Source organism: Blastococcus sp. Marseille-P5729, from assembly GCF_900292035.1.
Classification (GTDB): Bacteria; Actinomycetota; Actinomycetes; order Mycobacteriales; family Antricoccaceae; genus Cumulibacter.
Window position 1 is genome coordinate 810,029 of sequence record NZ_OMPO01000001.1, and the last position, 25,584, is coordinate 835,612.

Consider the following 25,584-nt stretch of genomic DNA (forward strand, 5'->3'; position numbering starts at 1 on the left):
GGTCAGTCCGCCGAGGTGATCAGCCGGGCCGCGACGTACTCGCGGACGGCGCGCTGCATCCGCGGCCAGCTGAAGTCATAGGCGCGCATGCGGCATTCCGCGGCAAGCTCGGCCCGCTGCTGCGGGTCGGCCAGGCGCGAACGTACCGCCTGCAGCGCGTCGGCCAGCCCGTCGATGTCGTCGACCAGCCATCCGGTCACGCCGTCGACGATGGCGTCCTGCAGGCCGGTGACCCGGCGTCCGATCGTGGGGACGCCCACCGCCGCGGCCTCGAGCACCACCTGTCCCCAGCCCTCACCGTCCGACCAGCAGACGTGGACGTCGGCGGACTGCAGCACCTCGATCTTGCGCTCCTCGTCGAGGAAGCCGTGCATCGTGACGAGCTCCTCGGCCCCGCGCGCCCGGACGAGGTCGTTCAGGATCTCCTCGTCGTAACCGCGCCCCACGACGTCCAGGTGCACCGGTACGCCGCGGGCGTGCAGCTGGCAGACCGCCTCGATGACCCGGTCGACGCGCTTGTGCGCGACGAGCCGCCCAAGGGCACAGACTCGCAGGACCGCCGTAGGGTCCTGGGCGCGGTGCGGGCGCGGAGACGGGGACCCGTTCTCGATGACGTCGATCGGACCGCGCCACCCCAGCCGCCTGCGCATGCTGTCGCGGGTCGAGGGCGAGACTGCGATCGCCTCATGGCGGCTGTAGGCCCACGGCATGAGCCGGCCTTCGATGAACCGGGCGACGAACGTGTGCAGCGGGCCCATATGGACGCCGAACTGGTCCTGGTGCACGTGATGCAGCAGCAGCACCACGGGCACCGACCGCAGATACAGCGGAGCGAAGAACGGCACGCCATTCTCGGCGTCGATGACGAGGTCGTAGTGATGGCGCCGACGCCAGACCTTCAGCGCGGTTCGGGCGTAGACGTCGTAGAAGCCGCCCTGCCGGTAGATCGTGATGCCGTCGACGACCGACCGTTTGGGTTGTCCAGGCTCGCGCGAGCTGTAGAAGTCGACGTACGCGCCGGCGGCGACGAGTGCCTTGGCCACGTTCCACGCGTACACCTCGGCCCCACCGGCGACCGACTGGCCGGGTTCGCGCCAGTTCAGGATCGCCACCCGCCGTCCGACCAAGGCCAGCCCGGTCTGCTCGTCCAGCAGCGACGCATCGCCACTATGCAGCGGGTCCAGAACCTCGCTCGGCGCGACGCCGTAGGCTGGCAGGGACGCAACAACCACGTCTGGACCTTCCTCGTAGGGTCGAGTGCCGCCGGTCACGTGACCCGCACCACTCCGTCTGCGATAAGTTACCAGCCGGTAGAATTCGTCGCCAGCACTTTCCAGCCTGTTCATCCGTCGTGATCTGGAGACTCTCACCTCGTGAGCGCTAGCAGGATGTCGGAGAAGACCTGGCGCACTCTCGTACCCGCGGCGACGATCATCGCGAACGTCCTTTCGTACGCACTGTTCCTGCTCTCCGCGCGCCTGCTCGACAAGGCGACCTTCGGCGAGACCCTCGCGCTGCTGAATCTCGTGGTCATCGCCACCATCCCGAGCTTCGCCATCCAGACCGTCGTCGCCCGGCGGACGGCGACCGACACGGTCGGGCCGCGGCTGATGCGGGTCGCGGTGCTGATCGGAATTGCCGGAGCGGGCGCGATCATGCTCGTCTCTCCGCTGATCGTGAGCTTTCTGCACCTGCCGAGCTACTGGGGAGTCGTCGGCGGCGCGCTGTGCGTGCCGGCCCTCGTGCTGCTGGGCGTCTCCCAGGGCGCGGCCCAAGGACGCCGGCAGTGGCGCACGCTGTGCATCGCCGTAGTGCTGATGGGTGTCGGTCGCGTGGCCGGTGGCGTCGCCGGTCTGATCGTCTCGCGCAGCTCGGCCGGCGCGCTGCTCGGCACCGCGGTGGGCCTGGCCCTGGCTGCCGCGGTCATGCTCGGACCCACCCTCCGGTTGATCGGCCAGTCCCCCGTGGACGGCAGCCAGCCGGTCCGGGGCCTGCTGATCGAAACGGTGCACGCCGCTCACGCACATGGCGTGTTCCTACTGCTGTCCAGCCTCGACATGACGATCGCGCGCAATGTGCTCAGCGGCGAGGAGGCCGGGTGGTACGCCGCGGGCAATGTCATCTTCCGCGCGGCGCTGTGGCTGCCGCAGCCGGTCACCTCGCTGCTGTTCGCCTCGCTGTCGGACTGGGCCCGTCACCGTACGGCGACCCGGCAGGGCCTGGCGGCCGTCGGCGGACTCGCCGCGGCCACCATCGCCGGATGCGCCGTTCTCGGTGGGCTGGTGAGCACGATCGTCGCCGGCGACAAGTTCCCCGACCTCGACGAGGATCTGTGGATCTTCGCCCTCGCGGGTGGTGGCCTGGCGGTGATGCAGTTCGCGATCTATGCCGGCCTGGCGGTGTTGCGCCGCGGCCGGCTGGCGATCGTGTGGGCGTGCATCGCGGCGGAGATCCTCGCGTTCTACGCCTTGGGGCTGTCTGACACTCCGGTCACCATCATCACGACCGTCGCCGTGATCGTCAGCGTGGCGACGGTCGCGGCAGTGGTCATCGCGCTGGCGACCCGGCCGACCGCCGAGGACACCGACTCTGCGGCGGCCGACGGCACCAAGCAGATCGTGCCGGGCACGGTTGACTCGTTCTAGCGGCGCTGGCGTCGCCGCCGGGCGAGCCTACGGCCGGACCGGGCCGAAGATCACCGAGCCGTTGTGCCCACCGAAGGCGAAGCTGTTGCTCAGCGCCGGAGCAGGATCCCAGTCGCGCCAGTCCAGGACGATGTCGGTCTCGATCTTCGGATCGACCTGGCTGGTGCCCATCGTCGGCGGGATCTTCCGGTGATGGAAGGTCAGTGCCAGCGCGACGCCCTCGATCGCGCCCGCGGCACCGAGCGAGTGGCCGGTGACGCCCTTGATCGAGGTCATCGCCGGGCCCGGGTCGGTGCCGAACATCCGCGCGACAGCCGCGCTCTCGGCGGCGTCGTTCAGCGGCGTGGACGTGCCGTGGGCGTTGATGTGGGTGATCTGCGACGGCTCGAGGCCGGCGTCCTCCAGGGCCAGCCGCATGCAGTTGAACGCGCCATTGCCCTCGGGGTCAGGGGCGGTGATGTGGTGGGCGTCCGCGGTCGACCCGCTGCCGAGAACCTCGGCGTAGATCGTGGCACCGCGGGCCTTGGCCGCCGCGTACTCCTCCAGCACGAGGACGCCCGCGGCCTCTGCGCTGCAGAACCCGTCGCGCTGGACGTCGAACGGCCGCGAGATGCCGCTGCTGCTGGTGGCCTTCATGTTGTTGAAGCCGCCGCGCATCACCCCGGTCTGGCAGGACTCCGAGCCGCCGGCGAGGACGACGTCGCAGCGGCCCGAGGCGACCAGCTTCGCGCCGTGCGCGATGGAGTGGGTGCCGGAGGCGCAGGCGGTCGCGATGGTCTCGACCGGGCCTCGGAAGCCCAGCCGCATCGACGCTGCGGCCGCGCCGGCGTTCGGCATGACCATGGGGACGACGAGCGGCGAGACGCCCTTCTCGCCCTTCTCGCCGAGGACCTGGGCATTGGCCTCCCACGCGTGGGCCCCGCCGATGCCGGTACCCATGACGACACCGCGCTTCCACTCGTCGTACTGGGCTGGGCCCTGCTCGCCGAAGGCATCCTCGAGCGCCATCCGGCCCGCCACGTAGGCGAGCTGGGCGAAGCGGTCCAGACGGCGCGTCTCGGCGTGCTTGAGACCGTGCTCCTTGGGATCGAAGTCCGGGATCGTCCGCTCCGCCGCGGGTTCGGGCTGCTTGCCTAGGCCCTCCCAGAAGGCCTCCAGGCCCGTGCCGCACGGAGCGATCACGCCGAGGCCGGTGATGACGACGCGGCGGCCGTCGCGCGATTCCATCATGCCTGCTCACCGGCCTTCGCCAGCACGAGCTTCTCGAGGTCGCCGTAGGTCGCGACCTCCGCCAGCTCCTCGTCACTGATGTCGATGCCGTAGCGACCCTCGAGCTCGATCGACATCTCGATCGCGGTCAGCGAGTCCACACCGAGGTCCTCGGTCAACAGCGCGTACTCGGTCAGCGTGTCCGGGTCCAGCTGCAGGTACTGCGCGACGTCAGCGCGCACTTGCTCGGCGGTGATGGTCATCGGTGGCTCCTCCTACTAGGGATGCTCACTTGCCCGCGGCGCGGGCGGCGATCTTGGCCTTGCGCTCGGCGGCCTTGCGCTCGGCCATCACGACGTCACGCTGGCGCTTGCCCTCTCCGAGCGTCTCGCCGCGGATCGCCGACAGCACGAACCCGAGCGCCAGCAGCAGCGGTACGGCGCTCCACAGGATCCACTGCGCGTTGGACGTCACCACGGAGAGGACGACGAACACGACCAGCAGACAGGCGAGAGCGATAGCGATGGCCATGATGGCGCGACGTGACATGAGCCCATCCTAGTGGGCGCGCCTACAATGATCCGGCGGCGCTCGCGCCGTACGCGCCCGTAGCTCAGCGGATAGAGCAACCGCCTTCTAAGCGGCAGGTCGCAGGTTCGATCCCTGCCGGGCGCGCCGGGGCGACCGACTTCATCCGATCGTCACCAGCACCACGCCCGCCGCCGCGAGCGCGAAGCCCGCGACCTGGGCCGCAGTGGCGCTCTCGCCGAGCAGGAACCTGGCCATCAGCACGGTGATCGCCGGATATAGCGAGGTCAGCACCGATACCACGACCAGCAGGCCGTAGCCGGTGGCCAGCAGGAAGGTCGCGACCGCGACCGAACCCAGGACGCCAGCTGCCAAAGCCGCCAGCATCGCTGTCCTGGGCATGGGCGACTCGCTGCGGCCTGCTCGGCGAAGGATCAGCAGCGCAGCTACCGCGATCACGAGCATCGCAGACAGCTGTGCGTACGCCGCGGGCCACAGGCCGGCGTCCGACGGCGACTGGTCCAGCGCGATGAAGCTGACCGCGAACGCAACGCCGGCGAGCAGGCCGTCGATCGCACCCTGACCCGCCCGGCCGCGACGTCCCGGCTGCGGCGCCGCCGACGAGATCAGCCAGATCGACGGGATGATCAGCGCCACGCCGAGCAGCACCAAGGCGGACGGCCGCTCTCCCAGCGTCAATCCGACCGCGACCGGCACGACCGCGGCGGTCGCGGCGGACAGCGGAGCGACGACGTTCATCTGCCCCGACCCCAGGCCGCGGTACAGGAACACGGTGCCGAGGCTGGAGCCCAGACCGGCAGCGAGTCCCCAACCGACGGACGCGGCGGTGCTCGATCCGCCGAAGAACCCGGCCACCGACCAGGTTGCGACCGTCATGACAAGTTGAGTGACCAGCGCCACCCGCGCGTAGTGCGTGGTGCGGCTCGCCGCACCGGACAGGAAGTCGCTCAAGCCGTACGCGAATGCCGAGGTCAGGGCTAGGAGGACGGCGGTCACGAGAGGCCATTATCCGGCGTCCGAAGCGGGTTCATCGCGGTGGGGTGCGGTTGCGGATCGCCGGCGGGCAATAGTTACCAGGACATAACGATCTGCCGAATGTTCGTCTTGGAAGGCCAAATAACCGATGATCGGGGAATGGGAGCCAATAACCTCGGGTTTACATGGTGAGTCAAGCCCCCGGCTCCTAGAGGGGAGCAAACCTGCTCCCGTTCGGGGAGACAGAACTCCCACTTAAGTAGAAGGAGATTGTCAATGAGCACACTCTGGGCAATTCTGGTTCTTCTGGTCATCGGCGCCATCGCCGGCTTCATCGCTCGCGCGGTCGTTCCGGGCAAGGATGCGATGAGCATCGGCCAGACCATCATCCTCGGCATCGTCGGCTCCGTCATCGGCGGCTTCCTCGGCTGGCTGATCTTCAAAAATGAGGGCAAGGGCTTCGGCGAGGGTTACCTGCAGACCTCGGGCATCATCGGCTCGATCATCGGCGCCATCATCGCGCTGCTGATCTGGCGCGCCGTCAAGGGACGCTCGGCGGGTTCCGTCCGCCGCTAAGGCATCGCCTCGACCGGAGGCCCGGCACCCACGCGGGTGCCGGGCCTCCTTCGTTGTGTCGGAAGCGGGCTACTTGGCGTTGGGCTGGGAGGCGGTCATCTCACGCACCGCCTGGCGCTGCAGTGCGCCGCGTCGAGCGGTATCGCTCAGCCCGGCGCTCGGCTCGGCCGGCTCGACCAGAACGCTGTGGTCCGGCACGATCACCGCGCTCACCTGCAGCTTCACGTGGGTGGCGGTGCTGACCGAGATCCATAGCCGATCGACCTGGTCGAGCGGGGCTATCGCGGACGCCGTCGCGGGCAGCGCGAACGGCTGGCCGTTCGCGGTCACCTCGGGAGGCAGCACAGCATAGGAGAGCACCACGACGTCACCGGGGAGCTGATCATCGGCGTGGGCATTGACCGCGCCACTGAAGTCCCCGCCCGCGGCCGTGATGCTCACACACGCGAGCACGTGCTGTTCGAACTTCTCGCTGTTGACCAGGCCGCGCAGGCTCACCGGGGTGCGGGTGCCTGGCGCGAGCCGGCCCGCGCCGTCGAACGCCCCCGCGGGCAGCTGCGCGCGCTGGTCAGCGGACATCGTGGCGGTGTCGAGCACGGTCGCCGCCGCCAGCGGGATCGGCACCACGAGGTTGCCGACCGCCGAGGTGTGCACCTGCACCGGAAAGGCGGTGTCCCGACCCAGATCGGCCCCGACCATGACGATGCCGCCGGCAATGCCCACTCCGCCCGGGGGCAGGCCGCGGACGTCGGGTACCTGTGGACGGTTGGCGCCGGGGACGGGAGCGCCGAGCTCGAGCTGCGGCGAGATCAGGTCCACCGAGTCGCCGACCGGCCCGGACTTCGAGCGGGTGTTCTCCACGCGCAGCACGGGCGTGGAGCCTGAGCCCTGGAGCGCGGTCTGCGCGTCTCCGGCGTCGTTCTTGGCGCCCGCGCGGACGGCGTCCCCTGGCTTGGCCTCGGCAGGCTGGGTGAGCGCCGGCAGCGCGACCGCTCCTGCACCCACCCCGACGATCGTCGCCAGCCGCCGTACGGCGGCGCGGCGGTCGACCGGAGTGGTGGAGTCGTTCTCGCGGGGCGAGTCCGAGGACACGGGCCCTCCTTGACGTCGGCGTCAAACCAAGCGTCAAGTGTAGGAACGGGTCGAAAGCGGCCGCTACCGCCTTCGCCGAGCCGTGCCGAAGATGTTACGAGCGATCGCTGCCGCGGCACTGCGCATGAACTGCTTGACCGCGCCGTTCTCGAAGAACCTCTCGACCGCGCTCGGCTCCGGCTTCGGCTCACGCTTCGGCGCAGACTTCCTGTCTGCTGATGCCTTGCTCGTGGGCTTCGGCGCCTGCTCGCCGTCCTCGCCGGTGCCCTGGGTCCGGGCGGCGAGCCGTTCGTACGCCGAGTCCCGGTCGACCTCCTCGCCGTACTTGCTCATGAACGTCGAATCCGTCACCAGCTGGCTGAACAGCGCGGGATCCGCGGGGGCCATCGACGATCGCGGGGCCGGCAGCCGGGTCCACGCGACCGGCGTGGGTGCGCCCCGCTCGCTCATCACGGTCACGACCGCCTCGCCGGTGCCCAGCTGGGTGAGGTCGTGCGCGAGGTCGTAATCCTCGGTCTTGGGGTAGGTCTTCACCGTCTTGGCGAGTGCTGCCGCGTCGTCCGGGGTGAAGGCACGCAGCGCGTGCTGCACGCGGTTGCCGAGCTGCGCGAGGACGTCGTCCGGGACGTCCGTGGGCTGCTGGGTCACGAAGAAGACGCCGACGCCCTTCGAGCGGATCAGCCGTACCGTCTGGGTGACCTGCTGAAGGAAGGCTTTCGACGCACCGTTGAACAGCAGGTGCGCCTCGTCGAAGAAGAAGACCAGCTTCGGCTTGTCGGTGTCGCCCACCTCGGGCAGATCGTTGTACAGGTCGGCCAGCAGCCACATCAGGAAGGTGGAGAACAGCTCGGGGCGATTCTGCACCTTCACCAGCTCGATCAGGCTGATGACGCCTTGGGTGCCGCGGGTCTGCAGCAGGTCGCGGGTGTCGAACTCCGGCTCGCCAAAGAACTCCTCGGCTCCGCTGGTGGCCAGCGCCGACAGCTGCCGCAGGATCACTCCGGCGGTCGCCTTCGACACTCCACCGATGCCCTCGAGCTGGCTCTTGCCCTCGGCGCTGGTCAGGAAGGTGATCACCGAACGGAGGTCCTTCAGGTCCAGCAGCGGCAGGCCGTTGGTGTCGGCCCAGTGGAACATCAGCTGTAGGGAGGACTCCTGCGTCTCGTTCAGCCCGAGAACCTTCGACAACAGCAGCGGACCGAAGCTCGTGACGGTCGCCCGGAGCGGGCTGCCCTGCGTCTTGTCACCGCCGAGCGAGAAGAACTCCACCGGGTAGGTGGTCGGCGTCCAATCGTCACGTACCTGAGCGGTGCGCTCGGCGATCTTGGCGTTCGACGCGCCGGCTTGCGCCAGCCCGGACAGATCGGACTTGATGTCTGCGGCGAACACCGGGACGCCGGCGTCCGAGAGCTGCTCGGCCAGCAGCTGCAGCGTGCGGGTCTTTCCGGTGCCGGTCGCGCCCGCGATCAGGCCGTGGCGGTTCATCATCGCCAACGGGATCCGGATCGGCGCCTCGCCATACACCTGCCCGTCGAGCATGACCGCACCCAGTCGCAGCGCCTCGCCGTCGGAGGCGTATCCGGCGGAGATGCGGGCGGCGTCCTCGGCGCGAGGGCCGGACGACGACGCCCGCCCTTGCTGGTCTGCGTGCTGATCGCGCTCGCTCATGCGGGTCCCTTCGGTGGCGCGCCGCTGCCCGGCGCCGGTTGACACGACCGTCAGCCTAACGGCCTAGGCTGGGCGCCATGAACGACTCTGCGAACTCCGATCTGCTGGCGTGGATCGACTGTGAGATGACCGGCCTGCGGCTCGATCACGACGCCTTGATCGAGGTAGCCGCCGTGGTCACCGACGGCGATCTCAACGTGCTCGACGAGGGCATCGACATCGTCATCCACACCACCGACGAGATGCTGGAGTCGATGCCGCCAGTGGTGGTCGAGATGCACGCCGCCAGCGGGCTGACCGACGAGGTCCGGCGCTCCACCGTGTCGCTGGAACAGGCCGAGCAGCTCGTCGTCGACTACCTGAGCAAGCACATCAAGACCCACGGCACCGTGCCGCTATGCGGCAACTCGATCGGGGTCGACCGCGGGTTCATCGCCCGCGACATGCCGCGCGTGAACGAGATGCTGCACTACCGGATGATCGACGTCTCCTCGATCAAGGAGCTCACCCGCCGCTGGTATCCACGGGCCTACTACAACAAGCCCGAGAAGGGGCTGGCGCATCGCGCGCTGGCCGACATCCTCGAGTCGGTGACCGAGCTGCGCTACTACCGGGAGACGGTCTTCGTCCCACTGCCCGGCCCCTCCAGCGAGGAGGCCAAGCAGGTCGCGCTCAGTCTCGCCCCTGACCGCACGCCCGCCGGTGATCACGGGGCACCCCACGCTCGTTCGTGACCGCGCAGCACCCACGCTCGTCGACGACCGCGAAGCGGGCAGAGCGCCAGAGTACGACAATGCCCGCACGTCGGATCCCCGGACCGGACGCCCCACGGTCGCCCGGGCGGCCGGCGTCCGCTATTCTTAGACGTCGCAGATCGCGCATGTGCGCGTGACGTGACAATGGTGGGTATAGCTCAGCTGGTAGAGCGCTGCGTTGTGGTCGCAGATGTCGCGGGTTCGAGTCCCGTTACTCACCCCATGTACCGGCCCCGGCTTCCCGCCGGGGCCGGTCGCGTCAGCACATCTTCAGCGCCCGTCCGAATTCACTCGCTGCCGGCCCGCCACCGAGCGAAGCCGCCTTCGCTGCTGATCACCTGGCCAGTGATCCAGGCAGCCTCGTCCGTGACGAGCCAGGCCATCAGTCGCGCCGGGTCGTCGGGCTTCCCGAATCGTCCGGCTGGGAACATCGGCGCCACCGCCTTCCACATCTCGTTGGAGAGGTAGCCGGTGTCCACCGGCCCGGGATTGACTGTGTTGACACGGATGCCGCGATCCGCGAGCTGGTCGGCGATGGTCAATGTGACGCCCGCGATTGCCGCTTTCGCCGCTGCATAGGCGATCTCACCCGGCATGGGGCCGTGCGCCTGTCCGGACGTCAGGAATACGATCGAGCCGTCGCGACCTTCCTCATGATGGCGGAGGTATGCCTGCGCGAGCAGAATCGACGCTCGCGCATCGACCGCCCAGTGGCGATCGAGGTAGTCAGCACTCAGTTGCCCCAGGGCGCCGTCCGATCCGCTCAGCGCCTGATTGCAGACCAGCGCGTCGACCCTCCCGAGAGCCGCGACAGCATGCGCGATAACACGCTCGGGTGCATCCGGATCAGCGAGATCCGCGCCCATGTCTGCGATCTGGGCCCCTTCGGTGAGATGCTTGCGGACGCCGTCCAGCACAGCGCCGATGTCATCGCCACCCCAAGGCTGCTGATGATCGTGTGGTGCGAAGTGGTGACAGAAGACGCTGGCGCCGTACGCCGCCAGCCGGCACGCGGTCGCGTAGCCAATGCCCGCGCGGCGGCTCACCCCGGTGACCACTACATTGCGACCACGCAGCGGAAGCGCAGGGCGAGACAATCCGTTCATAAACACCTCTTCGGGTTGATCTGCGGAGGGTGCAGCCGACGCTATCGGCCCCGTCCACACGAGTCGAACAGATTTCGACTCACACCTCGCAGAGGCGGCTGCTTGGAATCATCCGTCGGGTCTTCCGCAGAAGGACGCTCGGCAGTCACTGGGGCTCATGCCGACATGCCGGGCGAACAGCGCGCGAAAGGCGCCCCCGTCGCGATAGCCCACCGCGCTCCGTACGGCGGCGAAGCTCTGCTCCGAACGCTCCAGCAATCGCTTGGCCCGCTCGATCCGCACCTTCTGCATACGCCAGCGGGGACTCCCCAGTCTCCTGCTGAAAGCGCCGCAGCAGCGTCCGGGTGCTGACGCGACAGTCGCGAGCAAGTTTGGGAAGGTCGTACGGATCGGCCAGATTCTGGCGAAGTAGCCGCTGCGCCGCCCGAACGACGTCTCCATGCACCTTCGCTGGCAGCAACGACCGGTCGACGTACGGCGACTGGCTGGTGCGCGTGCCCGGCAGCAGCGCGTGGCGAGCCGTGGCCCGCGCGACGGCCGAGCCACACTCGCGTTCCGTCAGATCGAGCACGAAATCGAACATCGCACTCAACGCGGCTGTCGTGGTGACGCCGTCATCAGTCACGACCAGCCGCCGCGCGTCCACTCTGGCCCGCGGGTGCCGCTCCTGCAGCTCATCCGCATAGAGCCACGCGGTCGTTGCCACTCGGCCATCGAGCAGACCGGTGATACCGAGCAGGAACGCGCCGACGCAGATCGACGCCACCGGTGTGCCGCGCTCTAAGGACTCGCGCACGACCGCCGACTCGGCATCCATGCCCGTCAACCGGTCCTCCACGTCGTCCCCTGGCGACAGCGCGAAGCCCGGCCCCGCCGCCGTTCTTCGCGGCGCTCGTGGGTTGCCCCCACAGCATGGTCACCGCCCATCTGGTCGACAAGGCCGGGGCCCGGCCTTCCAGCCCCGCGGTGCCATACTGGAGTTCCTCCGGAGCCGGGCTTTTCGAGAAGGCGGTCACGCAATGACGACTGGACGCGACTGGTTCTTCCTAGCAGCGCGAGGCTTCCTGGACGTCGCCCGGCAGGTCGATCCCGACTCCCTCGACGGCCCCGGCCTGGGCGAGTGGGACGTGAGGGCGCTGCTCGGCCACGCCTCCCGCGCGTTCGTCACGATCGAGAGCTATCTCAGCGAGGACGGCGGCGAGCCAGACCTGCGCACCGCAGCCGAGTATTTCGCCGCGGTGCGCGCCGGGCTGGCGGATCCGGCCCAGGTCGCCGAACGTGGGCGGCAGGCCGGCGGGGCGCTTGGCTCGGAGCCCACGGCCGAGGCCGTCGCGATCGGCGAGCAGGTGATCGATCTCGTCGAGCACACCCCCGGCTCGCGCCACGTGGCGACCCCGGTGGGATCGATGACTCTCGATGCATATCTTCCGACTCGCGCGTTCGAGTTGACCGTCCACGGGATCGACCTCGCGCGAGCGACCGGTCAGCCGATCCCGGAGACGTTGGCGGCGGCCGCCGTCCCCGCCATCGAGCTGGCCGCCCAGGTCGCGACACCCGAGATGCGCACCCAGATCCTGATGACGCTCACCGGCCGCACTCGGCTGGATGACGACTTCACGGTGCTGTGAGATGCCGGTACTCGCCGTCTTCTCAGTAACGACGTGTCGCCGACACCTGCGCTGCGCGAATACCTATCGAAGGTAGATGCCACCCTCGATGCTTTCGACGCCCGCATCGTTGCGCAAACACAGCCAGTGACCCTCAAGGGCCGGGCTCCACAGCGGGCAACGATCGTGGAGTTCCCGACGGAGCAACCGGCGTACCGCAGGTCGTAGGGTGGCAGCATGACAGCCCGCATCGACGCCGTCCGCGGCGACATCACCCAGTCGAGCTGCGATGCCATCGTCAACGCCGCCAACTCCGGCTTGATGGGCGGTGGTGGGGTGGACGGCGCCATCCACCGCGCCGCAGGCCCGGAGCTACTCACGCACTGCAGAGAGCTGCGATCGCACTACCCCCAGGGCTTCCCCGTGGGTGCCGCAGCGGCGATCCCGGGCGCGCAGCTCGCGGCCAAGTGGGTGATCCAGACCGTCGGACCCAACCGGCACGCCGGCCAGACCGACCCGGCCGACCTCGCCGCCTGCTTCTCGAACTCCTTGACGGAGGCGGTGCGGGTCGGCGCCCGCAGCGTCGCGTTTCCCGCGATCAGCGCCGGCGTCTACGGCTGGGACCCTGCCGAGGTGGCCCACATCGCGGTGGACACCGTACGACGCTCCCCTGCGCTCGCCGACCTCGACCACGTGCAGTTCGTGCTCTTCTCCGAGGATCTGCTCGAGAAGTTCCAGGCCGCCCTCGGCTAGCGCAGCACGCGCTCGGCTAGAGGGCGCTGCCTTGCTGCCAGGTGGCCCACTCGATGGTCCAGTCGAAGATGTTCCCCGGTCGTGCAGGCGGCCAGCGCCAACGATGAACTGACGCCGAGCCCAGCACGCAGGGACCGGCGCGTCGGTGGTGTGGTGCTCCAGGATCCGCTCATCGCCATCGATTCAACGTGCTCGCCGTGCCGAGATGTCCCGCCATTGTCGCACCGGTTACCCGCGATCTGGCTGAGACGGGCGTGCGTGGGACGGCCCCTGCGTCGGAGCGTCGTTCACCGCACGCGGACGAGGCGCAGCGTGTCGGTGCTCAGCGGCGCGTCGGCGGGCGAGCCGACGAGCACAGCCACCACCTCGCCGGGACGCAACAGCCCCTCGCGCACCGCAGCCGCGACCGACTCCCAGACCGTCTTGTCGGTGGTGTCCTGCCGTTCGACCTTCAGCGGCGTGACTCCCCAGCTCATCGTGAGCTGGCGGACGGTCCGGTCTACGGGCGTCACCGCAATGATCGGAGCCTTCGTGCGATACCGGGAGATCGACCGGGCCGTGGTGCCCGAGTCCGTGCAGGCGATGATCACCGATGCCTCGGCGTCCACGACAGCACGCGATGCGGCCGCCGAGATCGCGTTCGTGATGCGGTCCTTCGGAGAAACTCCGGAGGGATCGGCCGCCCGCTGTCGCTCAAGGTCCTTGCCCCACGCCTCGTAGGGGAAGTCCCGCTCGGCGCGATCGATGATCCGCGCCATCGTGGCGACTGCCTCGACTGGGTGCATACCGACGGCAGTCTCGCCGGACAGCATCACCGCGCTCGTCCCGTCGGAGACCGCGTTCGCCACGTCGGTGACCTCCGCCCGGGTGGGCACCGGCGACCGCACCATCGACTCGAGCATTTGGGTGGCGGTGATTACCGGTCGCCCGAAGGCAACACCGGAGTGAATGATCTGCTTCTGGATGTGGGGCACGTCTTCCAGCGCGCACCGGATTCCAAGGTCGCCGCGAGCCACCATGACGGCATCAGCGACCGCGACGATGTCGTTGAGGTTGTCGACCGCTTCTGGAGTCTCGACCTTGGCGACCAGCATGGGCGCGTCATCACCGATCGCGTGGCGAGCACGCAGGATGTCGGCCGCAGACTTCACGAACGAGATCGCCACTGCATCGACCTCGGCGTCATAGAGCGCGGCGAGCAGCTCGAGATCTCGGGCCGTCGGGGCCGATAGTCCGAGCCGGCTCGATGGCATGCTGACGCCGGGGCGACCTTGGGTGAACCCGCCCGTGCTGATCTCGGCCACGGCCCGCTCATCATGGGTCTCGGTCACGATGAACTGAATGCCGCCGTCGCCGATCACCACCCGGTCTCCCGGTCGTAATGCGCTCGCGGCGCCTGGATGATCGATCGCGATCCGCTCGGCTGTGCTCCTGTCCCCCGGCGTGCCTTCGACGAGATCGATCGTCTGGCCGGCCTCCAGCAGGACGCCGCCGTCGGGCAGCTCAGCGGCACGCACTTTGGGTCCAGGCAGGTCGGCCATGATCCCCACGGGCCGCTCGGCCTCCTCGGCCACTGCGCGGATGCGCTCGATCCGACCCAGCGCCTCATCCAGGGATCCATGGGACAGCGAGATGCGGGCCATGTCCATGCCCGCATCCATCAACGCCCGCAGCGTGACCGCGTTCTCCGACCCCGGGCCGATAGTGGCGACGATCTTGGTCCGGCGAATAGCCATGCGCTTCCTGTCTTTCCGGCAGTGCTCCTTAACGCCGAAGCCCTCGCCCGGATCGTCCGGACGAGGGCTCCCGATGTGCGCCGCCAGGGACTCGAACCCCGAACCCGCTGATTAAGAGTCAGCTGCTCTGCCAGTTGAGCTAGCGGCGCGCGCTCATTCCATGAGCAACAGCGATAAACAATAGCAGGCGCGCGACGTACGCCGGTAGCCAGATCCACCCGATCTGGTGTGACGGTGGTATCAGCCCCTGGCTGCTCTGTTGGCAGCCACTGACAGTGCCTCACCGCCGCTGATCCGTCAGGATGGGGGCATGACCGCAGCCACTCCCGTCGAGCAGAAGCCCGTGCGGCTCACTGCCCGCGAGCTCATCGACCTCACGCTGGACGACGGCTCGTTCGTCTCCTGGGACACCCCCCTGCACTACCCCGAGGACGCCGTGGAGGGGGCATCTCAGGAGTACGTCGAGCAACTGGTCGCGGCGACTGAGACGGCCGGGACGGATGAGTCGGTGATCACCGGCGAGGGCTTACTCTCCGGACGTCGGATCGCCATCATCGCCAGCGAGTTCAAGTTCCTGGCCGGGTCGATCGGCAAGAACGCCGCCGACCGGATCGTTGCCGCCGTCCAGCGCGCCACGGCCGAAGGACTCCCGCTCGTCGCCGCACCCAGTTCGGGCGGCACCCGCATGCAGGAGGGCACACCGGCGTTCCTGCAAATGATCGACATCTCCAAGGCCGTGACGGCGCACAAGGCGGCGGGCCTCTCCTACCTCGTGTACCTGCGCAACCCCACCACCGGCGGCGTGATGGCCTCATGGGGCTCGCTCGGCCAGGTGACCGCGGCCGAGCCGAAGGCAATGCTGGGCTTCCTCGGGCCACGGGTGTTCGAGGCGATCTACGACAAGAAGTTCCCGGACGGCGTCCAGGTCGCCGAGAACCTCTACAAGAAGGGGATCATCGACGCCGTCGTGACCCCCCAGCAGGTCGGCAAGCTGCTCGACAAGGTCCTCCGCATCACCTCGGCCGCGGAGGGACCCATCGAGGTGCCGCGCCCGGAGATGACCACCCAGGATCCCGACGCCCTGCCGGACGCCGACGTCTGGCAGAGCGTGCTGGCTTCACGGCGTCCGAACCGGCCGGGCGTACGCGATCTGCTGCGAATCGCCGCCTCGGACGTCGTCCCGCTCAACGGCACCGGTCAGGGCGAGCGCGACCCGGGTCTGCTGCTGGCGCTGGCCCGCTTCAGCTCGTACGCGTGCGTCGTCCTGGGTCAGGACCGCCGGATGCAGACCGCGAACCACCAGCTGGGCCCCGAGGGTCTGCGGGTGGCCCGGCGCGGCATGCTCCTCGCTACGGAGCTGGGTCTGCCGTTGGTGACGGTGATCGACACGCCGGGCGCCGCGCTGTCGGCCGAGGCCGAGAACGGCGGGCTGGCCGGCGAGATCGCCCGGTGCCTGGCCGACCTCTCGACGGTGCGGACGCCGACCGTGGCGATCATGATGGGTCAGGGCACCGGCGGCGCGGCGCTGGCGCTGCTGCCCAGCGACCGTGTGATCGCGGCGCAGAACTCCTGGCTCTCGCCGCTGCCGCCGGAGGGCGCCAGCGCGATCATCCACCGCACCATCGACCACGCCGACGAGATGGCACGGGCACAGAAGGTCAGTGTGAAGGAGATGCTGCAGGCGGGCGCCATCCACACCGTCGTCCTGGAGAACCCGGACGCCGCAGACGAGCCGAACGAGTTCTGCGAGCGGCTGTCCGAGGCCCTACAGGCCGAGCTGTCAAACCTGACTCGGCGTCCGCTGCAGGCGCTGCTGACCGCTCGCGGCGTCCCCTGGGCATAGCCAACGAAGCGCACCACCTCAACCGCCCGTCAAAAGACCCGGCAGGGCGGTGCTAGGTGCGAGCCGTCGCTTGGAAGCGCCTCAGCCGCAGGGAGTTTCCTACGACGAACAGCGACGAGAACGCCATCGCCGCTCCGGCGATCATCGGGTTGAGCAGGCCACTGGCTGCGAGGGGGATCGCTGCGACGTTGTAGGCAAACGCCCAGAACAGGTTGCCCTTGATCGTGCCGAGCGTCTTGCGGCTCAGCGCAATCGCGTCGGGGACCTGGGCGACGTCTCCGCGGACCAGCGTGATGTCGCTGGCCTTCATGGCCGCGTCGGTGCCGGTGCCCATCGCGATGCCCAGGTCCGCCGTCGCCAGGGCGGCGGCGTCGTTCAGGCCGTCCCCGACCATGGCCACGCTCCTGCCCTGCCCCTGCAGCGTCTTCACCTGGTCGACCTTGTCGGCCGGCAGCACCTCGGCGATCACGTTGCCACTATCGATGCCCACCTCTGCGGCGACGGCGCTAGCGACGTCCGCCCGATCGCCCGACAGCAGCATCGGCTCGATGCCCTGCTTCCGGACGGCGGCGATCGTCGCGGCGCTCTCGCGCCGAGGGGCGTCTGCGAGCGCGATCCAGCCGAGCAAGTGGACGTTCCAGCCGACCGCAACACGGGTGTGCCCGTCGGACGTCGGCGCCACGTCGGTCGCGATCCCCTGGTCCGCGAGGAAGCCGGGCTTGCCGACCGCGGCGAGCGCACCATCGACGATGGCCGTCGCACCGAAGCCGTCGTGCGTCTTGTAGTCGCTCGCGGGCCGATCGCCCAGGCCGAGCGACTCGGCGTGATCGACGATCGACGAGGCGATGGGATGCTGCGAGCCGCGTTCGACGGCCGCCGCGATCGACAGCAGCCGTTCGTCATCGACGCCGTCGACGGGCTCGATCTGCTGCACCTGCATCTGGCCCGTGGTCAGCGTGCCGGTCTTGTCGAACACGACCGTGTCGATCCGCCCGGCTGACTCAAGCGCCTCTGGACCGCTGACCAGGATGCCGAGCTGGGCTCCGCGGCCGGTGCCCACTAGCAGCGCCGTCGGCGTGGCCAGCCCGAGCGCGCATGGGCACGCGATGACCAGGACCGAGATGGCGGCGGTGAGCGCTCGCGCAGTGTCACCGGTGGTGAGTTGCCAGGCGAGGAAGGTCCCGGCGGCGATCACGATCACGATCGGCACGAAGACGCCGGAGATCCGGTCGGCCAGCCGGGCGATGTCGGCCTTGCCGGCCTGCGCCTCGGACACCAGCCGCGAGATCTGGGCGAGCTGGGTCTGCGCACCGATCTTGGTGGCGCGCACCCGGATCTGCCCGCTGAGGTTGATGGTCGCTCCCACAACCTCGTCGCCCTCGGTGACCTCCACTGGGACGGACTCGCCGGTCAGCAGCGAGGAGTCGACCGTCGACGCTCCGCCGAGGACGACGCCGTCGGTGGCGATCTTCTCCCCGGGCCGGACGACGAACTCGTCGCCCTTTCTCAGCTCGCTGACCGGGACGCGGGACTGGACACCGTCGCGTACGACGGTGACATCGCGCGCGCCGAGATCGAGCAGTGCGCGCAGCGCAGATCCGGCGTTGCGCTTCGCCCGCGCCTCGAAGAAGCGGCCGAGCAGGACCAGCGTGGTGATGGCGGCTGCCGCCTCGAAGTAGACGTGCCCGGTTCCGCTGTCATCGTGGGCGGCCTTCGCGGCGGCACCGCTCAGCACCGCCCAGGCCGACCAGAGGTACCCGGCGAGCACGCCCATGGAGACCAGCGTGTCCATGGTGAACACGCCGTGCCGCAGGTTCTTCGCCGCGGCTGCGTGGAACGGCCAGGCGCCCCACACGACGACCGGGGTGGTGAGCGCGAAGACCCACCAGTACCACCCGTCGAACTGCCAGGGCATCACCATCGAGATGGCGACGACGGGGATCGTGAGGAGCGCGCTGATCAGCAAGCGTGTGCCGAGGGTGATGCCCTTCTCACCCGAGACGTCCAGCGAATCACGCTGGGCCGCCTGGTTGGTGGACTCGGGCGTGGCCTTGTACCCGGCAGCCTCGACGGCCGACAGCAGGTCGGCGACGTCGATGGACGCCGGATAGTCGACGTGCGCCTTCTCCAGCGCGTAGTTGACGCTGGCCTCGACGCCGTCGATCTTGTTCAGCTTGCGCTCGATGCGGTTGGCGCAGGCGGCACAGGTCATCCCCTCGAGCTCGAGGTTGACGCTCCGCGCCGGGGCGGTCGTCATACCGCTACGGCCTCGTATCCCGCCTCTGAGACCGCGTCGATGATGGCCTGGGAATCGGCGTCGCCTTCGACGGTCAGCGTGCCGCCGTCGAGCTGGACGTCGACCTTCTGCACGCCGTCGACCTCGGAGACCTCCTCGGTGACGGATGCGACGCAGTGGCCGCAGGTCATGCCGGTGACGGTGAAGTTCTGGGTTGCCATATCGGGCTCTCCTTCGTGAGTGCTAGGACTTGACCAGCCGCGCGATGGCCGCGCTGGCCTCGGCGATCTTGGCATCGGCAGTTTCGCCACCCTCGTCGATCGCGTGGCGAACGCAATGACCGAGGTGCTCGTCGAGCAGGCCGAGGGCCACCGACTGCAGCGCCTTGGTCGCGGCCGACACCTGGGTGAGCACGTCGATGCAGTAGGTGTCCTCTTCGACCATGCGGGCGATGCCGCGGACCTGCCCCTCGATGCGGCGCAGCCGCTTGAGGATCGCGTCCTTGTCATCGGTGTAACCGGGCGTCATTGCGTGCTCCATACGCACGACTATACCCTTAGGGGGTACCCGTATGCCAGGGTGCGCTCAAAAGAACGGACCGCGTTGCCCACGAAGTGGTGCGCCGCGGTCCGTCGGACGGTGGGCCTAGTCGGCGAGCAGGTTGTACCGGTAGAGCAACTCGAGGTTGCGCTCCTGCTTGTTCTTCTTCGCCAGCGCGATTCGGCGTCCGACGAGGAACACCACGATCGCGCCGGCGCCGGCGATCACGGCCTTGCCCTGAGGTGACTCGAGGAATGCCTGGACCTGGGACTTGCCGGTGTCGACCAGCCGCTTGGGGTTCACGCGATCGGCGATCTGGTCGAGCGTTCCGGCGAGTGCGTCGCGGGTGCGGTCGATGTCACGCTGGATATCGGCGGGGGTGCGCTCTGCCCCGGGGTCTCCTCAAGGGCGTTTGACTGGTCAAGGCGGTCGTAGCGTCGTACGCCGCTGGCTGCTTGCAGAACGGTCGCCGGACCGGGTCAGCCGGCGGCCTCAATGAGGCCCTGACCGAGGTACTCCCCCTCGGCCGGTCCCGGGAAGGCGAAGTAGAACCCACCCCCGTTGGTGATGACGAACTGCTCAAGCGGCTCGCCCTTCAGCCGTTGCTGCGCCTCCAGAAATGCCTGCATGGTGCGCTGGTAGCTGACGAAGAACAGCCCCTGGTCGAGCAGGCCGGCACCGTCGATGCCGCGGGTGTAGCTCATCGACCGGCGCAGCATCAGTTTGGCCTTCCCGTCGCGCGGGTTGGCCAGCCGGATGTGCGCGGTGAACGGGATCTTCGCACCGGCCGGATCCTTGGGATAGACCGGGACGTCGGTCTCTTTCTCGCCGTCGAGCGGGGCGCCGGAGACCTTCGCCCGACCGAAGACCTTCTCCTGGTGGTCGAGGGTGTGCCCATCCCACTCCTCGATCATCATCCGCAGGGTGCGGGCCGCGACATAGCTGCCGCCGGCACACCACGCCGGTTCGCCGTCCTCGGCACCGGCGCTCCAGACGACGTCGTCCATCAGGTCATCGAGGGTGGGATCGGGATTGCCCGTGCCGTCCTTGAAGCCCATCAGGTTGCGGGTAGTCGTACGGTCCGGCTCGGGGGTGGTGTCGGGGCGGGTGAACAGCTCGAGCAGCCACCGGACGGTCGCCTTGCCGCCCAGGTCGCGCACGATGCGGCGGACGGCGTGCATCGCGACGTCCGCGTGCTCCCCCTGCACGAGCACCAGAAGGTCGCCGTGGGTGCGCTGCGGGTCGAGCTCGTCGCGGGCCAAGCCGTCCGGCATCGGGTCGAGTGCGGTCGGCTTGAGCGACTGAAGGCCGAAGCGGGCGTCGAACAACGACGCCCCTGCAGCGACGGTGCCGCTCACGAGGAGGGCGTCCAGACCCGTGAGCATCCCGTTGTCCTCGGGCACCTTCAACGGATCGGTGGGGTCGTCGGAGGGTTTCTCGACCAGCGACTTGATGCGGGCCGAGAGGGTCTGCAGCACGTCGGCCAGCCCGCCACGGTCGGCGACGGTGAGATCGAGGGCGAACGCGACGGCGTACGACGCGGGGCCCGGCAGGATGCCCATCTGGTGCGCGCCGTGGAAGGACTGCGGCTGCTGACCGGCTCCGGGGTTGCCCTCACCGCTGGTCGCGGGTGCCGTGCCCTCGCCCTCGCAGCCGGCGAGCACGACTCCGGCCGCGACCGAACCGGCCGCAGCCCCGAGGAAGCCCCGCCTGCTCAGTGCCACTACGCGCCTCTCGTCGACTGCCGGAAAGGATAGTCGCGATCCGGCCGCCCGAAGTTCCCGACGGACTAGCATCGTGCGGGTAGCCACCGACCAGAGGAGCGACCATGACCGAGAAGGTCACGCTGGAACCGGGCGACACCGCGCCGGACTTCACCTTGACCGACGACGCTGGCAACGAGGTCTCGCTGGCGGACCTCGTCGGATCGCAGGTGATCGTGTACTTCTACCCCGCCGCGATGACCCCTGGCTGCACCAAGCAGGCCTGCGACTTCACTACCTCATACGACGACCTGACGAGTGCCGGGTTCAAGATCATCGGGATCTCGCCCGACAAGCCCGAGAAGCTGGCGAGGTTCCGCGCGAAGGAGAATCTTGCGATCACGCTGCTGAGCGATCCGGACAAGAAGGTCGCCGAGTCGTACGGTGCCTACGGCGAGAAGAAGATGTACGGCAAGACCAGCGTCGGCATCATCCGCTCGACGTTCGTCATCGATGCGCACGGCAAGATCGCGCAGGCCCAGTACAACGTGAAGGCCACCGGCCACGTCGAGCGCCTCGTCAAGACGCTCAACCTCGCCTGAGCGGACGCACTGAAGACGGCCGCGCCCGAGTGGACCGGATGACAGCAGCCGGACGAAGGTGGCCGATCAAGTAGGGCCGGAGAGACTCGAACTCTCACTGGCACGGACCTAAACCGTGTGCCTCTGCCAATTGGGCTACGGCCCCACCGCCCGTGATCACGCGGGCTGGTCAATAGTACGCGGCGGTCAGTACTTCTTCGACAGGACGCCGATCGCGCCGATGAGCACCGGGATGAACGACAGGCCGTAGACCCACATGCCGACGTCGCTCTCGGCGGTCGCACCGAGAGCCACGTACCCGAGCAGGACGCCGAGAGTGCCCACCAGGCCGAGGATCGCCGCGACCAACCCAAGAACGCCGAGGCCACGCCCGCGCGGGCGAGCCAGGAGCGCGCCGAGCGCTGCGATGAGGACGACGACGCACGCCGCCAGTGCCACGATCACTGCGATCAGCATCAAGGTGCCGTACGTGCGGCCGGCGTCCTGGTTAACCGAGATCTGGTCGAAGGCGTTCCAGGCCTCCCCCTTCTCGTAGGTGAACCCGCCACCCGGCACATCGACCATCACCATGTCGTGGTTCCACGGCAGGAAGAGCGACACGACGGCGGCGACCACGCCGAGAATCATCAGGATCGGGCCGAGAGGCCGTAGCCGGTGATGCTCATCGGGTCCGCCCGGCTGAGTGCCATACCCGGGTCCGGGACCGTATCCGGGAGGCGGACCGTAGCCCGGAGGCGGACCGTATCCCGGTGCAGGGCCGTACGCCGACGGCGGCGCATAACCGGACGATGGCCCGTAGCCCTCCCGGGGCATGGATGCGCTCGACGAGCCACCACCCGCGCGGGTCTGTTCCGGTGACGTCGGCTGAGGCTGCCCGCCGGCCTGGGTGGGTGCGGTGGGCGGCGTGTGTGGGGTGCTCATCCTGGTCCTCAGTCCTCTCCTCGGGATGGCGCGGCTGCGATCCCGCTCTGCGCGCACCTATAGCGAGTCGAAACCTACCGCAGGTGGTTCCCACGGAGGGAACTAGCGCTTCGACAACGAGCGGTCCACGAGGGTCGCGAGCATGAACAGCAGCGCGGTCACTGCAAGGATCCACGCGATCAGGTGCAGCCCCGCATCGGTCGGATGGGCCCCGAAGGCGAGCGCGATGACCCCGGAGCCGATGATCGCGCCGAGGTACTGGGCGGTGCGCGAGAGCCCAGAGGCCATTCCGATCTGCTCGGCCGGCGCCTGCACGTAGATCGCCATCTGGTTCGCCAGCATCGACAGACCTGCGGACGGCGCGAAGCACAGGCACATCAGCGCGAACAGCCAGATGGGCGAGTCCGCGCTCACCCACGCCATCACCAGCGAACCCGCGATCATGCTGACCGCGCCGATGAGCAGCGGCGGGCGGATCGCGGAGAAGCGTGACCCGAAGCTCGACAGCAGGGCGCCCACGCCGAAGATCAGCAGCAGCAGCATTCCGACCTGGGTGGGGCTCAGGCCGCGGGCGGCCTCGAACCACTGCGCGAGCGCGAACATCGCCGCGTAGAGGACGACGAACGCGAGCGTGATCCGCAGGTAGGTCAGCAGCAGCGGCCGGTTGGCGGCCATCATCCGGACATCGACGAACGGCTGGCGGAGGCCCCGCTCGTACCGCACCAGCAGGACGACGAACGCGGCGGAGACCGCCAGGACCCACCACGGCGGCTCCCGAAGCTCCATCAGGAAGAACAGGAGCGCCACAATCGCGCCCGCGAACAGCGCCATTCCGCCAACATCGAGCGCGGCCCGCTGCCCAGGCTCGCGGGGCCGGTCGCGGGGTGCGAAGGCCAGCACCATCGCCAGGCTCAGCAGCGCCAGCGGCAGGTTGAGGATGAAGATCCACTCCCAGCCGACGGTCTGCACCAGCAGCCCGGCCAGCAGCGGACCGACGGTCAAGGTCGTCAACGACGCCGTCGCGAGCCAGCCCAGCACCCGGTTGGGCGGCGGCAGGCCGAGAGAGTCCGCACGCTGGCGTACCATCGCCATCGCCGCCGGATAGACCGCGCCGGTGCCCGCGCCGATCACCGCCCTCAGCGCCACCAGACCCCAGAGGCTGTGGACGAAGAACCCGGCGAAACCCGCGACGGCGACCAGGATGCTGCCCGCGACGAAGACCTTGCGCGGGCCGATCCGGTCGGCGATCCGTCCGGAGACCGGCTGGCTGATGGCGCTGCTGAGGTACAGGATCGAGATCAGCCAGACGGTGCGGTCGGCGCCGGCGCCGACATGCTCGCCGATGGTGGCCACAGCGGTGGCGACCATCGTCGAGTTGATCGGATTGAGCGCGGCACCGATGCACAAGGGGGCGACGAACCGCCAGCCGAACGCGGCGTGTTCGGCGGGCGGTGAGTGCATCGGTCTAGTTCACCAGAGGACTACTTAGTAGTGCAAACGAACCGTCGGTCGCGTTGATGGTGCGAACGAACTGTCAGTCGCGCCGCTCGCTCCGCGACCCCGGCGTGCCAGTCTGCTCATGCGCGCCACCCGGCTCGTCCGGCTCGACGACCTCGGCGTCCACCTCGTTGACCTTCACGACGTCGGCCTGGATCTCATCGGCTTCGATCTGATCGGCCTTGACCTCGTCGCCCTCGACCTCGTCGGCGATGATCTTGCGCGCCTCGATCCGCTCCGCCTCCACCCGGGCCTCGGCGATCCGCTCCGCCTCGACGCGGTCCCGCTCGATCAGGTCGAGCTCCGCCTCGGCGATGGCCAGGTGTCCGGGCGACGGCTCGGTCTTTCCCTCTTCCGAGGCGTTCCGAGCGGCGATAAGCCACACCGGGGTGGCGTCGCCGACTCGGGCTGGCAGCTGTACGTCCACGATGTCGCCCACCAGCTTGCTCGGACGGTCGGTGAGCGCCGATCCGCCCTCGTCGAGCACGGGGAACGGGTCGCGTCCGTTGAGGTACTTGTAACCGGTGTTCGCGGTCGCGATCAGCGGTACGACGAACAGCGCACCGAGGAATCCGAACGCGTAACCGCCGGCGGCGATCGCGAACAGCACCACGACCGGATGGATCTTGACTGCCTTGCCCATCAGTAGTGGGCTGAGCACGTCACCCTCGAGCTGCTGCACGACCAGCACGATCGCCAGCATGATCAGCGCCGACCCGAGGCCTTCGAAGGTCAGCGCGATCAGCACCGCAAGCGCCCCTGAGATGAACGCGCCGACCACCGGGATGACACACAGGACGAAGGTGATGATCAGCAGCGGTATGACGAACGGGAGCCCGAGAATCCACGCGCCGAGCGCGATCCCGATGGCGTCGATCCCCGAGACCACTACCTGCGTCTTCACATAGGTGCTGAGGGTGACCCAGGCCCGCCGTGACGCCTCGTAGGTGCGGCGGCGGCTCGCCGCCGGGAGGGCCGTAATGCACCACGCCCAGATCTTGTCGCCCTGAGCAAGAAAAAAGAAGGTGGCCAGCAGGGCCAGAAAGGTGCCGAACAGGAAGCTCGCGGTCGAGACCCCCACGTTCACCGCGCCCTCTACCAGGGTGCCGCGGCTGTCGGACAGCCATTCCTGCGCTCGGTCGATCGCCCCGTCGATGGTCTGCTCGGTGATCGGTAGCGACGAGCTGAGCAGCCAGTCCCGGACGCTGTCGAGCTGTTCGGCGACGGAGTCGCGCAGGTCGGCGATACCGTTGACCAGCTGGGCCCCCGCGAGATAGAGGACGGCGCCGATCGCCCCGGTGCTGAGGACGAGGGTGAGCCCGGCCGCGAGGTGCCGGTTCAGGCGGAGGCGGTGGTTCAGCAGGATCTGCAGAGGCATCAGCAGCGCGGTCAGCAGCAGAGACACCAGCAGAGGCACGAGGGCGGCACTGACGATCGCGCCGATGGAGTTCAGCGCAGATCCGGCCGCGAACAGCAGGATCAGCACGAGCGAGCCGAGGACGAACAGCCGCAGCCACACAGGGCCCTGCAACAGACTGCGATCGGTGTTCATCAAAGATCCTCGCCGGTTG

The 25,584-nt window shown here is 68.7% G+C and carries 25 protein-coding genes, 4 tRNA genes and 2 pseudogenes; 10 read left to right on the forward strand and 21 right to left on the reverse strand.

Annotation, left to right across the window (positions count from 1 at the left end; genetic code table 11):
- Nucleotides 1–2 precede the first annotated feature (2 nt).
- The gene (locus DAA40_RS16075) at nt 3–1,232 is read right to left on the reverse strand and encodes a glycosyltransferase family 4 protein (protein WP_158716220.1); all 1,230 of its coding nucleotides are present in this window, start codon (nt 1,230–1,232) and stop codon (nt 3–5) included.
- A gap of 141 nt (nt 1,233–1,373) precedes the next feature.
- Between DAA40_RS16075 and DAA40_RS16080 the strand changes: the two genes are divergently transcribed.
- Complete coding sequence (locus tag DAA40_RS16080; protein ID WP_158716221.1) at nt 1,374–2,645, forward strand: lipopolysaccharide biosynthesis protein; 1,272 nt, start codon at nt 1,374–1,376, stop codon at nt 2,643–2,645.
- A gap of 27 nt (nt 2,646–2,672) precedes the next feature.
- On the opposite strand, the gene DAA40_RS03925 is transcribed toward DAA40_RS16080, so the two are convergent.
- The 3 genes from DAA40_RS03925 to DAA40_RS03935 are packed head-to-tail and all read right to left on the reverse strand — an operon-like array spanning nt 2,673 to nt 4,403.
- On the reverse strand, nt 2,673–3,872 hold the full coding sequence (locus tag DAA40_RS03925; RefSeq protein WP_199849497.1) for a beta-ketoacyl synthase: 1,200 nt from the start codon (nt 3,870–3,872) through the stop codon (nt 2,673–2,675).
- Nucleotides 3,872–4,117, reverse strand: a complete 246-nt coding sequence (locus tag DAA40_RS03930; RefSeq protein WP_106848381.1) for an acyl carrier protein — start codon at nt 4,115–4,117, stop codon at nt 3,872–3,874. The genes DAA40_RS03925 and DAA40_RS03930 overlap by 1 nt, the downstream gene beginning before the upstream one ends.
- A gap of 25 nt (nt 4,118–4,142) precedes the next feature.
- Complete coding sequence (locus DAA40_RS03935; protein ID WP_106848382.1) at nt 4,143–4,403, reverse strand: hypothetical protein; 261 nt, start codon at nt 4,401–4,403, stop codon at nt 4,143–4,145.
- Between the two features lie 53 nt (nt 4,404–4,456).
- On the opposite strand from DAA40_RS03935, the gene DAA40_RS03940 reads away from it, so the two are divergent.
- Nucleotides 4,457–4,529: transfer RNA gene (locus DAA40_RS03940), tRNA-Arg, on the forward strand.
- 15 nt (nt 4,530–4,544) lie between these two features.
- Here the strand turns inward: DAA40_RS03940 and DAA40_RS03945 are convergent.
- Nucleotides 4,545–5,399 (reverse strand): DMT family transporter, encoded by an 855-nt coding sequence (locus tag DAA40_RS03945; protein ID WP_106848383.1) that lies wholly within the window; start codon nt 5,397–5,399, stop codon nt 4,545–4,547.
- 255 nt (nt 5,400–5,654) lie between these two features.
- On the opposite strand from DAA40_RS03945, the gene DAA40_RS03950 reads away from it, so the two are divergent.
- Nucleotides 5,655–5,954, forward strand: a complete 300-nt coding sequence (locus DAA40_RS03950) for a GlsB/YeaQ/YmgE family stress response membrane protein (RefSeq protein ID WP_106848384.1) — start codon at nt 5,655–5,657, stop codon at nt 5,952–5,954.
- Between the two features lie 69 nt (nt 5,955–6,023).
- Here DAA40_RS03950 and DAA40_RS03955 read toward each other — a convergent pair whose 3' ends face one another.
- Nucleotides 6,024–7,046 carry a hypothetical protein gene (locus DAA40_RS03955; RefSeq protein ID WP_106848385.1) on the reverse strand — a complete coding sequence of 341 codons (1,023 nt, stop codon included), beginning with the start codon at nt 7,044–7,046 and terminating at the stop codon, nt 6,024–6,026.
- 63 nt (nt 7,047–7,109) lie between these two features.
- Nucleotides 7,110–8,759 carry a helicase HerA-like domain-containing protein gene (locus DAA40_RS03960; RefSeq protein ID WP_234356229.1) on the reverse strand — a complete coding sequence of 550 codons (1,650 nt, stop codon included), beginning with the start codon at nt 8,757–8,759 and terminating at the stop codon, nt 7,110–7,112.
- Nucleotides 8,760–8,791: 32 nt separating this feature from the next.
- Between DAA40_RS03960 and orn the strand changes: the two genes are divergently transcribed.
- Nucleotides 8,792–9,448, forward strand: a complete 657-nt coding sequence (gene orn / locus DAA40_RS03965; RefSeq protein ID WP_106848387.1) for an oligoribonuclease — start codon at nt 8,792–8,794, stop codon at nt 9,446–9,448.
- Nucleotides 9,449–9,616: 168 nt separating this feature from the next.
- A tRNA-His gene (locus tag DAA40_RS03970) sits at nt 9,617–9,692 on the forward strand.
- A 64-nt stretch (nt 9,693–9,756) separates the two neighbouring features.
- On the opposite strand, the gene DAA40_RS03975 is transcribed toward DAA40_RS03970, so the two are convergent.
- The 3 genes and pseudogenes from DAA40_RS03975 to DAA40_RS16945 all read right to left on the reverse strand — a co-directional run.
- On the reverse strand, nt 9,757–10,575 hold the full coding sequence (locus DAA40_RS03975) for an SDR family oxidoreductase (protein WP_106848388.1): 819 nt from the start codon (nt 10,573–10,575) through the stop codon (nt 9,757–9,759).
- A gap of 108 nt (nt 10,576–10,683) precedes the next feature.
- Entirely contained in the window at nt 10,684–11,016 is a 333-nt protein-coding gene (locus DAA40_RS16940) for a helix-turn-helix domain-containing protein (protein ID WP_106848389.1), read from the reverse strand.
- A 124-nt stretch (nt 11,017–11,140) separates the two neighbouring features.
- Nucleotides 11,141–11,413: pseudogene (locus DAA40_RS16945) on the reverse strand (DJ-1/PfpI family protein); the annotation flags it as partial.
- 181 nt (nt 11,414–11,594) lie between these two features.
- Between DAA40_RS16945 and DAA40_RS03995 the strand changes: the two are divergent.
- Genes DAA40_RS03995 through DAA40_RS04005 form a run of 3 tightly spaced genes read left to right on the forward strand, consistent with a single transcriptional unit; the run spans nt 11,595 to nt 12,935 of the window.
- Nucleotides 11,595–12,203, forward strand: a complete 609-nt coding sequence (locus DAA40_RS03995; protein WP_106848390.1) for a maleylpyruvate isomerase N-terminal domain-containing protein — start codon at nt 11,595–11,597, stop codon at nt 12,201–12,203.
- Nucleotides 12,204–12,236: 33 nt separating this feature from the next.
- Nucleotides 12,237–12,410 carry a DUF1330 domain-containing protein gene (locus DAA40_RS16950; RefSeq protein ID WP_106848391.1) on the forward strand — a complete coding sequence of 58 codons (174 nt, stop codon included), beginning with the start codon at nt 12,237–12,239 and terminating at the stop codon, nt 12,408–12,410.
- Between the two features lie 9 nt (nt 12,411–12,419).
- Nucleotides 12,420–12,935, forward strand: coding sequence for an O-acetyl-ADP-ribose deacetylase (locus DAA40_RS04005; RefSeq protein WP_106848392.1), 516 nt, complete (start codon nt 12,420–12,422; stop codon nt 12,933–12,935).
- Nucleotides 12,936–13,222: 287 nt separating this feature from the next.
- On the opposite strand, the gene pyk is transcribed toward DAA40_RS04005, so the two are convergent.
- Both pyk and DAA40_RS04015 read right to left on the reverse strand, forming a co-directional pair.
- Nucleotides 13,223–14,671 carry a pyruvate kinase gene (gene pyk / locus DAA40_RS04010; protein WP_106848393.1) on the reverse strand — a complete coding sequence of 483 codons (1,449 nt, stop codon included), beginning with the start codon at nt 14,669–14,671 and terminating at the stop codon, nt 13,223–13,225.
- Between the two features lie 76 nt (nt 14,672–14,747).
- A tRNA-Lys gene (locus DAA40_RS04015) sits at nt 14,748–14,820 on the reverse strand.
- Between the two features lie 161 nt (nt 14,821–14,981).
- Here DAA40_RS04015 and DAA40_RS04020 point away from each other — a divergent pair.
- On the forward strand, nt 14,982–16,514 hold the full coding sequence (locus tag DAA40_RS04020) for a carboxyl transferase domain-containing protein (protein ID WP_106848394.1): 1,533 nt from the start codon (nt 14,982–14,984) through the stop codon (nt 16,512–16,514).
- Between the two features lie 52 nt (nt 16,515–16,566).
- Here the strand turns inward: DAA40_RS04020 and DAA40_RS04025 are convergent, their stop codons facing one another.
- The 5 genes and pseudogenes from DAA40_RS04025 to DAA40_RS04045 form a co-directional block, all read right to left on the reverse strand.
- Nucleotides 16,567–18,771 (reverse strand): cation-translocating P-type ATPase, encoded by a 2,205-nt coding sequence (locus tag DAA40_RS04025; protein ID WP_106848395.1) that lies wholly within the window; start codon nt 18,769–18,771, stop codon nt 16,567–16,569.
- Nucleotides 18,768–18,971 carry a heavy-metal-associated domain-containing protein gene (locus tag DAA40_RS04030; protein ID WP_106848396.1) on the reverse strand — a complete coding sequence of 68 codons (204 nt, stop codon included), beginning with the start codon at nt 18,969–18,971 and terminating at the stop codon, nt 18,768–18,770. The genes DAA40_RS04025 and DAA40_RS04030 overlap by 4 nt, the downstream gene beginning before the upstream one ends.
- A gap of 22 nt (nt 18,972–18,993) precedes the next feature.
- A complete protein-coding gene (locus DAA40_RS04035; RefSeq protein ID WP_234356230.1) occupies nt 18,994–19,290 on the reverse strand; it encodes a metal-sensitive transcriptional regulator in 297 nt (98 codons plus the stop codon).
- 105 nt (nt 19,291–19,395) lie between these two features.
- Nucleotides 19,396–19,662: pseudogene (locus DAA40_RS04040) on the reverse strand (DUF3618 domain-containing protein); the annotation flags it as partial.
- 107 nt (nt 19,663–19,769) lie between these two features.
- Entirely contained in the window at nt 19,770–21,014 is a 1,245-nt protein-coding gene (locus tag DAA40_RS04045) for a Dyp-type peroxidase (protein WP_158716223.1), read from the reverse strand.
- Between the two features lie 104 nt (nt 21,015–21,118).
- Between DAA40_RS04045 and bcp the strand changes: the two genes are divergently transcribed.
- On the forward strand, nt 21,119–21,595 hold the full coding sequence (gene bcp / locus DAA40_RS04050) for a thioredoxin-dependent thiol peroxidase (RefSeq protein ID WP_106848400.1): 477 nt from the start codon (nt 21,119–21,121) through the stop codon (nt 21,593–21,595).
- A gap of 71 nt (nt 21,596–21,666) precedes the next feature.
- Here the strand turns inward: bcp and DAA40_RS04055 are convergent.
- The 4 genes from DAA40_RS04055 to DAA40_RS04070 form a co-directional block, all read right to left on the reverse strand.
- Nucleotides 21,667–21,740, reverse strand: a tRNA-Leu gene (locus tag DAA40_RS04055).
- Between the two features lie 41 nt (nt 21,741–21,781).
- Nucleotides 21,782–22,516: a hypothetical protein gene (locus DAA40_RS04060; protein WP_158716224.1), complete on the reverse strand. Its 735-nt coding sequence runs from the start codon at nt 22,514–22,516 to the stop codon at nt 21,782–21,784.
- 102 nt (nt 22,517–22,618) lie between these two features.
- A complete protein-coding gene (locus tag DAA40_RS04065) occupies nt 22,619–23,977 on the reverse strand; it encodes an MFS transporter (protein WP_106848402.1) in 1,359 nt (452 codons plus the stop codon).
- A gap of 73 nt (nt 23,978–24,050) precedes the next feature.
- On the reverse strand, nt 24,051–25,565 hold the full coding sequence (locus tag DAA40_RS04070) for an AI-2E family transporter (protein ID WP_106848403.1): 1,515 nt from the start codon (nt 25,563–25,565) through the stop codon (nt 24,051–24,053).
- Nucleotides 25,566–25,584 lie beyond the last annotated feature (19 nt).